We start from the raw sequence: 12,962 nt of genomic DNA, 5'->3' as shown, positions 1-12,962 counted from the left end.
AAATCCGTGCGGCGTGGCGGGGAACAGCCTGTTGCCCAAAGCCCGGACGAGCCCCGACAGTGGTCGGACAAAGCCGGACAGGCCGCACAGCGTGTGCCACCGGCCCGTATCCAGTCGGGGGGACGTATGCCTACGGGCTCGCAGGAAGACGATCGCGGTGCGATGGAGTCCGACCCCAGGAGCATCGCCTCCGCGTCGGATTTCGCCGACCGGCTCACCCGCGCACGATTACGGGCGGGGCTTACCGTCCGGGATGTCGCCCGGGCGGTTCGGATTGCTCCCAGTACGGCCGGCGACTACTTCTCCGGTCGTCATCTGCCGCCGGTCCGGGCTGTGAGCCTGCTCGCCGACATCCTGCGAGCGTGCGGCATCCATGACCCGGACACACTTGCGCAGTGGCACGAGGCGCTCGTCCGGGTGCGGGTGGCGCCGGGCCGGGTGCCGGCCGGTTCTCCCACTCCCTATCGCGGACTGCGGGAGTTCGAGGAGGAGCACGCGGAGTGGTTCTTCGGCCGCGATGAGCTGACGGCCACGCTGATCGGCAGCCTCAGCGCGCTGGCCAGGTCGGGCGGGGGCGTACTCGCCCTCGTCGGCCCGTCGGGTTCGGGCAAGTCCTCCTTGCTACGGGCGGGGTTGGTCCCTGCGGTCAAGGGCGGGGCGCTGGCGGATGCGTACGGGTCGTGGCCGGGTCTGCCCGGTGTCGTGCTGCTGACGCCCGGACGTCATCCGGCGGACGAACTGGCGGAGCGATTAGACGCGTTGGAGGACAAGAGGGCCCCGCTGGTGGTGGTCGATCAGTTCGAGGGGCTGTTCACCCATGGCACCCAGCACGCCGAACGCGTCCGTTTCCTCGACAAGTTGAACAGTCTTCAGCCTGGTCTTGTCGTCGTAGGGCTGCGAGCCGACTTCTATGCCCAGGCCCTGCGTTTTCCCCTGCTGGCCGACGCCCTACAGAATCAGCAGCTCCTCGTGGGGCCGATGAGCCACAACGAGATGCGCGAGGCCATCAGGGGACCGGCCCGCAAGGCCGGTCTGGAGATCGAGAACGGTCTGGTGGAGCTTCTGCTCCGTGACCTCGCCCCACGCTTTTCGCCGGGGGAGGCGGCGGGCAAGGACATTGCGGCCCATGATCCCGGAGCGCTGCCGCTGCTCTCGCACGCCCTGCTCGTCACCTGGCAGCGCGCCTCGCGTGGCCGCCTCACGGTGGAGGCGTACCGCTCCGGCGGCGGAATCCACGACGCCGTGGCCCGCACCGCCGAGTCCGTCTTCGCCGAACTCTCGGACACCCAGCGAGACCTGGCACGGCTGACATTTCTGCGGCTGGTGCATCTCTCCGACGACGCGCTGACCACCCGGCGCCGGGTCAGCCTCACGGAATTGCTCGATCCGGAGGGGCCGCAGAGCGGCGAACCGACCGCCGTTCTGGCCGCGTTCGTCGAGCAACGGCTGATCACGGCCGACAGCGACGCGGTGGAGATCTCGCACGAGTCGCTGCTCACGGCTTGGCCGCGGCTACAGGAGTGGATCGGAACGGACCGGGAAGGGCTGCGCATCCACCGACGTCTGACAGAAGCCGCACATCACTGGCAGGAGGCGGGATGCGATCCGGGCCTGCTGCTGCGCGGCACCGCACTGGACCTCAGCGGCGACTGGGCGGCTGATCCGGCGCACCGTGACGCCGTCAACGCGGAGGAACGTGCCTTCCTCGACGAGTCGTTGCACCACCGCGAGCACGAACGCCGGGTGGCCCGCAATCGCACACGGCGTCTGTATCAGCTGCTCAGTTTCGCGGTGGCCCTGCTGCTCGTCGCGTGCGGACTGTCCTACTACGCCCTGCACCAGCGCGACCGAGCGGACCGGAACCGGGCCGAGGCCGAGTCGCGCCAGTTGGCGGCCGAAGCCGCGCGGATCGGCCTGCACGATTCCTCCGTCAGCGCGCAGTTGGCGCTCGCCGCGTACCAGACCGCGCCGACGCGGGAAGCGCGGGCCCGTCTGATGGACTCCTCGGCCGCCCCGTCGGCGACGCGGCTGACCGGCTTCACCGGGCTCGTGCAGGCGGTGGCGTCTGACAGCGCCCGCGGCCTGCTGGCCGCCGGCTCGTCCGACGGCACCGTACGCCTGTGGAGCACGGAGGACCGCACCCGTCCCCGACGACTGGCCTGGTTGCGCATCTCGGCCGAACGGGCCGTCTTCGCGGTGGCGTTGCACCCTGACGGCCGCACGCTCGTGGCGGGCGGAGGCGACGGTCTGCTGCATCGCTGGGACATCGCGGACCCGGGGAAGCCACGGCGCCTGCCTGACCTGTCGGGCAGCCCTGACGCCACGGTGTACGCCCTGGCCTTCGCCCCCGACGGCCGCGCGCTTGCCGCTGCGGGTGCCGACGGCACCGTGCGGCTGTGGACGGACGCCACCGTGGCAGGCACCTCGAAGCCGCCCAAGGTCTTTCACGGTGGCGGGGACTTCCAGCAGGCTGTGGCCTTCAGCCCCGACGGGCAGTTGATCGCCGCTGCGGGACGGGACGGCCGCGCCCGCGTGTGGCGCACGCGGGACGGCGGCCGAACAGCTCCGGTGGCGACGCTGGGCAAGTTCCAGGGGGCTGCACTGGGCATCGCGTTCAGCGCTGACAGCCGTGTGCTCGCCGTGTGCGGGCAGGACCGCACCACGCGCCTGTGGGACGTGACGGACCCCGCGCGCCCCCGACCCGCTGGCGCGCCCGAGGAGAAGGCCGAGAGCTGGCTCAACGCGGTGCAGTTCGCACCGGACGGTGACACCCTCGCCATCGGGGGCAGCGACGACGCGGTCCGGCTGTGGCAGCGGGATTCCGGGTACGTCACCGCCACCCTCCCGCATCCGGGAGCCGTCACCTCCGTGATGTGGTTCGACCGACGGACTCTGGTGACCGGCTGCTCGGACGGCGTGGTGCGTCTGTGGTCGCTGCCGTCGCCGGTGCTGACGTCGGCACAGGGCGTCAATGCGCTGGCGTACAGTCCCGACAGCCGACTGCTGGCCGTCGGCACGCTGGAACTGCGGTTGTGGGATCTCGCTCGGCACGAACCGGTCGGCCGTCCCTGGAAGCCCGGCCCGGACCGCTTCATCCAGTCGGTGACGTTCGCACCCCGTGGCCGGATCCTCGCGGTCGGTTACAGCGACGGCATGGTACGTCTCTTCTCGTACACGCTCAGGGGCGATCTGACTCCGCTCGGCAGACCGTTCCGGGCGGCGAAGACCGGCACCGTCGAATCGCTGGTCTTCAACCGCGCGGGCACGGTCCTGGCGACGGGCGCGGACGACGCCACCGTCCGTCTCTGGGACATGAGTCGAACCGGCACGGTGAGGCCGTTGCGCACTCTGACCGGTGCCACGGACGCGGTGTTGTCCGTGTCCTTCACGCCGGACGGACGCCACATCGCTGCGGGCAGCATCGACCGCGCCGTACGGGTGTGGGCGGTGTCCGCAAGGACCCCCAAGCCCTTGGTGACCCTGCGTGGCCCGACCGGGTATGTCTGGTCGGTCGCCTTCAGCCCGGACGGTCGGCTCCTTGCTGCTGGAAGCGCCGATCGCGCCGTACGCCTGTGGGACACGCGCGACATCCGTCGTCCGGTCCGGGTGGGGCGCGACCTGACGGGGTTCACCAGCTACGTCTACTCGGTCGCCTTCAGCCCCAACGGCCGTACGCTCGCCGCCGGGAGCACGGACACCACGGTCTGGCTGTTCGACATCACGGATCCCCGCGCCCCGGATATGGCGGCGGTCCTGACGGCGTCCTCCGGCCATGTCTATGCCGTCTCCTTCAGCCCCGACGGCAGGACCCTTGCCGCTGGCGGCGAAGACCACACGGTCCGGCTGTGGAACACCGATGCGGACGCCATCGCGCGCCGACTGTGTCAGTCACGGGGCGACCCTCTGACCGCCTCCGAGTGGCGCCGATTCCTGCCGACCGTCACGTCCGTCCCGACCTGTCGCTGAGACGCCAGCCATGGACGCCGGCTTCTTGCAGGCGACGTCCGGGAGCGGCCGCTGCGACGCGTGGAGTGCCGTCGTGTACCCGCGGCCAGGGCTCCCGTTGGGACCGCTTCGGCCGCTGGCTGAGCTGCGGTCGGGGTGGCGGACGGACCAGGTCCAGCTGTCCGGCGCGGAACGGCGGGCCAGTGCCACCACCGGTGAAGCGGTCCAACGCCCGCCACGGCAGAGCGGTGCCGGGTAGGGGAGGGTGGGATGGGCGCCCTTGCCTGCACGGGGCAAGCCAGGCTTTCCACGGTTCATGGGTCGAGGAGATCTCACGGACGAACAGTCGGCGGTGCGGGAGCCGTTGACGCCTTAGAGGACGTTCCGGTTGAAGACCGATAGTTCATGGACTGTCCAAGTTATGGGCGTTTCGCCCGTTGCTCGTTTTGCGAGATTGGAGATCATCGCGAGGCGGATCATGCTCTCGGAGTGTGCCGGTTTGGTCTCGTAGTCGCGGGCGAGGCGGCGATGCATCATGATCCATCCAAAACTCCGTTCCACGACCCACCGCCGCGGGATCACAGAGAAGCCTTTGACCTGCTCGTTTCGCGGGACGACGTGACGTCGATGCCGAGGGCGGCACCGTGCTCGATCGCCTTCTTCTTGTAGCCGGTGTCGACCCATGCCTTGCTGATGGTGGGGTGGTCGGCGGCGACGCGGGTGAGGAGCTGGATGCCGGCCTCGTTGTCCGAGACGTTGGCGGCGGTCACCATGACCAGCAGTAACAGGCCGAGAGTGTCGACGACGATGCTGCGTTTGCGGCCGACGATCTAATGGGCGGTAGCTGAGGTCGCTGATGGCGCCTCCTCGACGCCGGCCGCTGGCGTCAGCACAACGTCCGCCGACGATCCGGGCCTTGGAGCCCTCAAAGAAGACTGACGTGTGCTGGCGCTCGCAGTCGGCGTCGAGAGCGATCACTTGATCACCGATGATGATCGTGGTTCAAGCCCTCTGCGGGGACTACCTCTTACGTGCTCGGGAGCCATCCAGCTCCGATCAAGACCGAGGGCCCCGCCGGTCGCTGGGGTCATGAACGGCTAATCGGATGTGGCCACCGAGCCCTTCCATTAGAGAGACGCATGCCCTGCACGGCTGTGACCAGCCAAAACACAGGTCCGATGAGAAAGCATGAGGCGAGTGAGAGCGTTCTGCGGCATTGACTGGGCCAGCGACCACCACGACATAGCCGTCGTCGACGAAACGGGTTCGCTGCTCGCCCGGGCTCGCATCGATGACACCGCGGAAGGGCTCGACCAGCTGCTTCGGATGCTCGCCAAGCACGGCGACAGTCCGCAGGATCCCGTTCCGGTGGCCATCGAGACCTCCCGCGGACTCCTGGTCGCCTGCCTGCGGGCGACGGGCCGCCCCGTCTACGCCATCAACCCGATGGCCGCCGCCCGGTACCGGGACCGGCACACGGTCTCCCGCAAGAAGTCCGACCACTTGGACGCCATGGTGCTGGCGAACATCCTCCGCACCGATGCCGCCGCTCACCGCAGCCTTCCTGTCGACTCCGAAGTGGCCCAGGCCGTCGTGGTCCTTGCCCGTGCTCAGCAGGACGCCGTCTGGGACCGAACCCAGGCCGGCAACAAGCTGACCTCACACCTGCGCGAGTACTTCCCCAGCTATCTGGCCGCTGTCGGCCACCGCCGCGAGGGTATCTATCACCCCATAGCCCGGGCTCTCCTGGCCGTGGCACTCACCCCGCGCCAGGCGGCCAAGCTGACCCGGACGCAGCTGCGGGCCGTGCTGAAGAAGGCCGGCCGCAAGAACACCATCGACAGGGAGGTCGAGCGTTTGCACGGCGCGCTACGCGCTTCTCAGATGCGCCATCTTCCCCTGGTCGAGGAGGCCATGGGGCGCCAGGCAGTTGCGCTGCTTCGGCAGCTGGACGCCGCGTGCGCGAGTGCCGATGGTCTCGCCGAAGCCGCAGTGCAGGCGTTCGAAGCCCACGCTGACGCCGAGATCATCACCAGTTTTCCGGGGCTGGGTCCGCTCAGCGGGGCCCGAGTTCTGGCCGAGATCGGCGACGACCGGGCCCGGTTCGCCGACGCCAGAGGTCTGAAGGCGTACGCCGGATCCGCTCCCGTCACCAGGGCCTCCGGCAAGAGCGTGTCCGTCGCGGCCCGCAGGGTGAAGAACCAGAGGCTGGCCGGCGTCGGCTACATGTGGGCCTTCTCAGCGATGGCCCACTCGGAGGGAGCCCGGGCCCACTACGACCGTCGACGCGAGGCCGGAGATCGACACACAGCCGCCCAGAGGAACCTGTTCAACCGGATGATCGGCTGCCTTCACCACTGTCTTTCCCACCGAGTCCCGTTCAGCGGGGCAGTGGCCTTCCCAACCACGCGAGAACCCCACCTCGCCCTGGCCGCTTGACTCCTTCTCCGCATCGGATGTCTTCTTGCCGGCGTCGGTGCCCTGGGTGTCGGTGGGCACGCTGGTGGCGGTCTTGACGCTCTGGGCGTCGATGACGCAGGCGGTGGGTTCGGGGGTGCGTCCTACCTTCTCACGGACCATCCGGTGCAGGTGGAGGCCGAGTTTCTCGATGGTGCCGTCCGCGGTCCAGGCACTGAAGTAGCCGAACACGGTGGTGTGCGGCGGGGAAGTCGTGGGGCAGGTAGCGCCAGGGGACGCCGGTCCGGTTGAGGAAGAGGATCGCGTTCATGACTTCTCGCAGGTCAGTGACGTTTCCGCCGAGGTTGAGCGAGGTCTTCTGCCGCTCGGCCCGCCAGGCCGTCAAGGTCAGTTCCATCAACGCCCAGCGGGCATCGGAGAGATCGCTCAGGTAGGGCTCACGCTGCTGCGAAGAGGTCATGTGACCACCCGGCTGGAGCTGGCGGGTGAGAGCGCCCGGGCTGTCAGCCCAGGGGCACTGACCACCGTCCATTTTCGGGCGACTTCTCATACCGTCCGGAACCGGAGTGGGCCAAGCGGTACGGCCGCAAAGTCGAGATCGGGAAAGTTGCCGGCGGCAGGGTAGCGGTGCGCGAGCGTGCCGAGGAGTTCGGCCGGGACGGGCAGAAACTCCTCACCGCGGTCTGGGCGGCCGATGCCCCGGGCCGTCTGCGGATGCTGCGCCAGGTGGAGATCCTGCGGCGGGTCTGGGTCCATCAGTACTACTGGGATCGTGAGGGGCAGTTGCGCTGGCGGGAGGGCACGGCTCTTCCGCCGGCCTCGCTGCGGTTCGACTCCCCGTATGACCCGGACGCGCACTACCACGACTTGCTCGAATTGCTGCTCGCCAATCGTGGAGCGGTGACCGACGACCAGCTCGGCGATCTTCACAGACGCGCTCTCCGGGGGACACAGCTGATGCTCCCGACGGCGTCGAAGTACCTGGTACGGACCGTCGACGCACTGTTCAAGGCGTTTTCCTGGGACAGGGAGCGGCTGCCGGGAGATGCGTCGGACGGTTTCGGTGAGTTCCTGAGAAACGACTTGGTTCCCCTACTGCTCGGTGAGCACGAAAGAGTGCCGACGCCCCAACCGTTCGTCAATCATGCTCTGGTCCGGGTGTTGTGGCTGCACGAGCACGTACTCCCCAGTCTGATTCCGCCGGACCTTCTGGAACGCCTGAACGAGTACCGACTGAGGACGTGCTGAGTTCGGCTGCCTAGGACAGCAGGTCGACCTGGTCTTCGAGCTGCGCACCAGCCGGTCACCGCCGACGTGCTGCAGCGGGCGCGGGAGTTGTCGGTCGACTCGGTGTTCATGCCCGTGCTGTCACCGACCGACCTGGTGCACAGCCTGGTGGCTGCCTTCTCCGAGCACCACTGCGATTTCGGGGCGGTCCTCCCGATCGCTCGAATGTTGCGGGAGAAGGTCGACTGGGATGCGGTGCGCCGCGCCTGCGGCGACGCCCCGATGCCCGACGCGTTCCTCTACCTCCTGTAGCGGCTGCAGGTCATCGAGCCGAGGCCGAAGGAGGAACGGCAAACTTCGCGTGCTTCGGCCATGGGTGTCCATCGGGAGATCGGTCCGTAGGCCGGCCCGCTTGAACGAAGTCGGCATACTCGGCCTGGACCATGCTCTCGTTGACCCACCTCCCAGGCACTGCGCCTGTGATCTTCTCGGCAGTGGCCAGCGCGGTAGAAGGGTCCTCAGCCGTGGCAACGAGTCGGCCGAACTCTTCCCCGTCATCGTCGGTGTCGAAGGGCGGAAACTCGACCAGATCGAAGAACCTCTCACGGCCGACGTCCTCCACGGTATGGACGTAGACCTCATATGGCGCCTTCGCGGGGCGGACCTCCACGTAGCGGACCCCGGGCCGATCTGGAGCACCGATCGGACCAAGGAACTGTTCGACCGGTCGCCCCCGCTTTAGGGCCCCAACAACGAATGCATCTGCCAGGTAGCGCACTCTGCGAACCCTACTCGGCGCGTCCGAACCGCGGTGCCAGCCACGTTGCTCCAGCCCTGTCGGCGAAGCCAACGCGCAAGGTGAGGAAGGGCGTTGAGGCCATGACTGTTTCGAAGGCGGTCGGCTTGCGGCAGGATTGCACTGCACTGACAAAGTCGAAGTCGGGTCACCCGCGTCCTGCCAGGGAAAAATCTTGAGCGCATCGCAGTGAGTCGGAGGGGGCTACTCATGAGCGGAACACCACAGTCGCGTCACGGCAGGACGGAGCCGGGGCCGCCGCCCGAGCGCAGCTCTGATCGCTTCAGCGACGATCCCCCTGATCCCCTCGCCTCGTTGCTGGCCAAGGTCAACAACGGGGAACACATATCGACTCCTGGAGACAACGCGGGTGGCGAAGAACGCGACCCCCATGACGAGGAATGGCAGGAACATGATCGCCACGGCCCATACGGGCAGGGGCGTCGCCGGAGGAACTAAGCCAGAGGGCCGGACCGTTGATGCCGTCTGGCCCTCTGAGCTGTCGGAGGATACGAGAATCGAAGCGGGCGCGCTTGCCAGTGCCCGGGACCCGGATGCATACCTTGACATCCGTCTTGCCCAAGTCGGCGCCCCCGCACCGTTCCTCGATCACATCCATGTCCCGCCCCGCCCTTCCTCGCGTGCACCAGGAACGGTGCCCGCCCTTCAGGGACCACAGGATTCAAAGAAGCTCTCTTGCGTGCTCGCGGCAACACCACTGGACTCCTGCGCTCGGCCCCAGCGTCCGACTACCAAACGGGCTCAACATTCGGCACCAAGCTCGATCGACGTCCCCCGGACGGGCACCAGCCCCGATTTTCCCGGCCACGGGGCGGGACCGACAGGGCCCGGGATGACTACCAAGAGGCCTGCTTCCATGCGCCGGCCCGCACGCGATCACCCGATCAGGAACCCTGTTCGACCAGACCATCCACGTGATCGATAAGCGGATGCCGTCTTATAAAGTCGGCTCTCCGGCGTCAAGGCTGGCTTGGAAGACTGCCCCAATAGATCATGGTAGGAGCGCTGAGGCCGGGGTCGGACACTGAGGCTCTAATCGAACATGAGGCCTCAGTCGCAATTTGATCGCCCCAGCATTTCCATCCCTTCCCATCCGGACGGAACTCCAACAGTTGGCGGGGCATGTCCGGCAGCCCGGGCGTGCGGAAACGGGAGTCCCGCAAGGTTGTGGTGTGTTGCGTGCCCTTGCTGACGTACGAGACCTTGAAGGACCAGCTGCACTGATCTTTCCCGGTCAGGACGTCCAGGTTGTTGGCCCAGGAGGTCTGGCCGTTACCCAGTTCGATGTAACTGCGGGAGAAGTAAGGATAGGTCTTCGGCGGGTTGGGATAGGCCTCCGGCTCCTGCCGGAGCAGTGGGTGGATGAGGGTGTCACCTACTAGGTCCACCGCCACGTTGTCGACCACTTCGTTTCCTTCGGGATGAAGGTAGATGACCGTCGATATGCGCGACTCCGAGCACTGGAGCTCTACTGCGTCCATCGCTCTGATCGACACTGCCTTAGTGCGATCGCTCTGCAATGTCATCTTGTACGGGGTGGCCAGGCGGTGGGTCTCCTTCCGCATGTGGTTCTGGGCCGAGTAGATCAGGAGAGGTTTGTTGGTGAACCCTTCCAGCATCTTCAAGAATTCATCCACGGGAAAATTGTTCCCTATTGGCCGGGCTAATACCTGCTCCTGTTCCGCCAGGCTGAGCGGATCCTCAAAAGCGATCCACTGCATACCCAGAGTGTTGTCCCGGAAAGCCGAAGCGACATCGTTCGACGGGGTCACTGCCATCACAAACGGTTCCTTCCCCGCCTCGATCTCGTCTCCGACTGAGTCTTCCGCCTTGGCGGTGGCGCGCAGGGTCAGCAGATTGAATCCGAACTGGAAGTAGCTGGTCACGACGGCCGTGATGACAGTCAGCATCAGAGCCGAAACGATGATCTTCCAGCGGCTTCGTCTGTCGGCACTGGCGAAGCCGGGAATCCGGCTGTCCAGCATTCCGACGAGCGGGGACGGGCCGGGGGCGGGGGTGGGGGCCGGAGGCGAGGCAGGGGGCGGCGGGTTGGGCGATGGCAGTGGTGGTAAGGGAGGCGGCACCATCGGAGGCGCGGTGGGGACAGGTGGCACCATCGGCGAATACGGCGGCTGCGACGGATAGCCGTGTGCCCGAGGCCGGGGGTTCGGAGCGGGCGAAGCGGTCCGGGGTCCGTGATCTGGATCAGACCCTGGCGGAGGCGGAACGGGGATATTCGGCAATGGGTGCTCCGAATGCATCAATGATTCACGCGATCCAGGGTCGCATTCTAGTCAACGCCGAAGCCCCAGCATAGAGTCCGGCAAACCAGGGCACGCGCCGAATGCGGAAGGCAGGTGCCAGCGTTCTCGCCGGCCGGTCGTGGCAAGTCTCATGCCTGCCTACAACCACAGCTGTGAGCTGGGCTTTAAGGATCGTCTCATTTGGCTACACCGGTATTCTGTGGGCCATGGTGGGGATCGTTGAGCGGCTGGTGCCGGACGAATTATGGGAGTTGAGCCGACCACTTCCTCGCCTTCACCAGCATCGCCTGCACCCTCATCTGCTACCGCAGGCTCGCCAAATGAGATGTCCTCTAACTCCCCGTCGCTCGGACGGTAGCCAGGACTGTCGTAGCACGCCTCAAAGACGCTCTGAAGCAGGTCGTCGAGGTCCTTCCTGTACCCGTCCAGGAACACCACCCCATCGCGGCCGTCGAGTTCGAGGGCGGCGTGCCGGATCAATGTGGTCTTGCCAAGTCCATCCGGGCCGTACACCTGCACGGGTTCGTTGTCCGCGATGGATCGCAGCACCAGCGCTGCTTCGTCGTCGCGTCCCAAAGGGGTGGCGGCGCCGTTGGGGAGTCGCTCGATGTGCGCCCGTCGTTGCGGCTTCACACGCGGGGCAGCCTGGTGGACCTGTACCAGCGAAGCATTGGCGGTCACGAGTACGTTGTGGTCTCCGGTGGGGAACTGGCCGATGGCGTCGCCGCCGACCGACAGCGCCCTGTCCCCAGCCGTCATTGGCGTCCCCCCGGGCCACGACATGTGCAGTAACACGGCTCAGCATCCCGGAACTCCGGCAAGTTCGGTAGCGGAATAGGGAGTTCTCTACTGAACTGTCGGATTTATCTTGAGGCCATTCAAAGTCATTCAAAACCGAACAGGCCAGGGGATGGCGCTGCTGCTACCCGCCGCCGTCGTCCTCGTCGTGCCTGGCCGTGTCCGAGTTGCACAGCGGGTGCAGGGCTCCGGCGGTAAAGCCAAGCACGGATGCACTCCGCCATCGTCCGCGCCATCAAGCCCGACCGGCACAAGCCCCGCCTCGGCGACATCCGCAGAAGCGACTTTTTGCTGCGGCTAACCCGGCAGTCTGGTGAGGCACGCGGAGAGAACGAGGTGCTCGAAGTAGTGCCGGGACCAGGGCTTCCGGTTCGTGCTTCTCGGCCCAGCTCTTCGCCTTCTGGCGGAAGGAAGTGGGCTCGCCGTCCGCGGGAGCGGGTTCGCTGGACCTTTCAAACGGCCCTCGCCTGAGGCCCCAGAGCGCGTACAGGTGTCTGCGGCAGCCGCAGGTGTGGCCAGACAGCTGTCCGCGTCGTCAAAGCGGTGGGCACAACTGTGGGCGCAGCCATCGCGATCGTGGTCGTCAAGCACGTCATGACGCAGAACGTGACCGAGTACGCCGACGATGACCAGGCCACCGAATACGCCGACGACGACCAGGACGCCAAGGACAAGCGCCGCCCCCCTGTCAGACACTCAGTGGCCGAGCACACGAGGACGCTCGCTGACGGGCGCGTCATCCCAATTCCGCCTTACAAGCGCGGCGGCTTCTCGGAAGACGAGGGCGAGGACCCCGACGAAGTGGCAGCCTGAGCTTTGAGGACGCCCCACCGTCCCATCGCGGCTTCACTCTCATCCAGTGCCGACGGAGTACCTGCCGATCGCTTGCACCGCCGCTGAACTACAGAGATGCCTCGACTCGATATAGACCGCCGGCGCCTCTCGTCGACCCTGAAGCCGTGGCAGAAGCCGAGCCCTAAGCGCGGTGCTCAGCGTCTGGGCTCTCTCGTGCCGCCTCCTCGCTTGGCCGGGGCGTTCCTCGACGGCGGCGTCGACTTCCTCCGCGTCTGTCCCTTCGCCACGGTCCTTGCCGTACTGCTCTCCGGCACAGTCGAGGCGTCCGCCGGCAGATTCGCCATCCGCCGCAGCCGCCATACCAGCACGTCACTGATCGATTCTGTGGTCTCCAGCTCGCGCCGCTTGACGGCTTCCGCCAGGAGCGCGGCGGGGTCGTGGCCGGCGTTCTCCACGTCGACGAGGGTGGCGGCCAGGGCGTACCACCCGGGCTCGGCGAGGACCTGCTCGGCCAGCTCTGGCACCGCCTGTCGGAGATAGGCGGCCTGCTTGCGCTGAAGGGGCTGGGACAGGCGGCGACCGCGCTGGTGCATCGCGCCGAGGTGCAGCGGCGCGGCGGCCTGATAGGCGGCACGCAGGTGGTCGGCGGCCTGTCGGGCAGCAGCGGATCTACGGCAGTCAAGAGGCAATGGAGCACC

General features: G+C 67.0%; 8 protein-coding genes and 3 pseudogenes. 5 read left to right on the top strand and 6 right to left on the bottom strand.

The genetic code is table 11. The features are described from left to right. Positions 1 to 162 precede the first annotated feature (162 nt). Complete coding sequence (locus OG381_RS00435; protein ID WP_327714053.1) at positions 163 to 3,966, top strand: nSTAND1 domain-containing NTPase; 3,804 nt, start codon at positions 163 to 165, stop codon at positions 3,964 to 3,966. Positions 3,967 to 4,317: 351 nt separating this feature from the next. Here the strand turns inward: OG381_RS00435 and OG381_RS00430 are convergent. Next, a pseudogene (locus tag OG381_RS00430) lies at positions 4,318 to 4,718 on the bottom strand (transposase). 415 nt (positions 4,719 to 5,133) lie between these two features. Here OG381_RS00430 and OG381_RS00425 point away from each other — a divergent pair. Next, complete coding sequence (locus tag OG381_RS00425; protein WP_327714052.1) at positions 5,134 to 6,384, top strand: IS110 family transposase; 1,251 nt, start codon at positions 5,134 to 5,136, stop codon at positions 6,382 to 6,384. Between the two features lie 21 nt (positions 6,385 to 6,405). Here the strand turns inward: OG381_RS00425 and OG381_RS00420 are convergent. After that, positions 6,406 to 6,823 (bottom strand): annotated as a pseudogene (locus OG381_RS00420) (transposase); the annotation flags it as partial. Positions 6,824 to 6,990: 167 nt separating this feature from the next. Here OG381_RS00420 and OG381_RS00415 point away from each other — a divergent pair. Then, positions 6,991 to 7,611: a hypothetical protein gene (locus tag OG381_RS00415; protein WP_327714051.1), complete on the top strand. Its 621-nt coding sequence runs from the start codon at positions 6,991 to 6,993 to the stop codon at positions 7,609 to 7,611. A gap of 7 nt (positions 7,612 to 7,618) precedes the next feature. Then, positions 7,619 to 7,902: pseudogene (locus OG381_RS00410) on the top strand (hypothetical protein); the annotation flags it as partial. Positions 7,903 to 7,912: 10 nt separating this feature from the next. On the opposite strand, the gene OG381_RS00405 reads toward OG381_RS00410, so the two are convergent. The 3 genes from OG381_RS00405 to OG381_RS00395 form a co-directional block, all read right to left on the bottom strand. Beyond that, a complete protein-coding gene (locus tag OG381_RS00405) occupies positions 7,913 to 8,368 on the bottom strand; it encodes a hypothetical protein (RefSeq protein WP_327714050.1) in 456 nt (151 codons plus the stop codon). A gap of 998 nt (positions 8,369 to 9,366) precedes the next feature. Further along, a complete protein-coding gene (locus OG381_RS00400) occupies positions 9,367 to 10,392 on the bottom strand; it encodes a hypothetical protein (protein ID WP_327714049.1) in 1,026 nt (341 codons plus the stop codon). A 417-nt stretch (positions 10,393 to 10,809) separates the two neighbouring features. Then, complete coding sequence (locus OG381_RS00395) at positions 10,810 to 11,430, bottom strand: hypothetical protein (protein ID WP_327714048.1); 621 nt, start codon at positions 11,428 to 11,430, stop codon at positions 10,810 to 10,812. A gap of 594 nt (positions 11,431 to 12,024) precedes the next feature. Between OG381_RS00395 and OG381_RS00390 the strand changes: the two genes are divergently transcribed. Further along, positions 12,025 to 12,282: a hypothetical protein gene (locus tag OG381_RS00390; protein WP_327714047.1), complete on the top strand. Its 258-nt coding sequence runs from the start codon at positions 12,025 to 12,027 to the stop codon at positions 12,280 to 12,282. Between the two features lie 176 nt (positions 12,283 to 12,458). Here the strand turns inward: OG381_RS00390 and OG381_RS00385 are convergent, their stop codons facing one another. Next, positions 12,459 to 12,953, bottom strand: coding sequence for a hypothetical protein (locus OG381_RS00385; RefSeq protein ID WP_327714046.1), 495 nt, complete (start codon positions 12,951 to 12,953; stop codon positions 12,459 to 12,461). Positions 12,954 to 12,962: the final 9 nt, after the last annotated feature.

Source organism: Streptomyces sp. NBC_00490, from assembly GCF_036013645.1.
Classification (GTDB): Bacteria; Actinomycetota; Actinomycetes; order Streptomycetales; family Streptomycetaceae; genus Streptomyces; species Streptomyces canus_F.
This window is presented reverse-complemented; position numbering and strand designations above follow the sequence as displayed.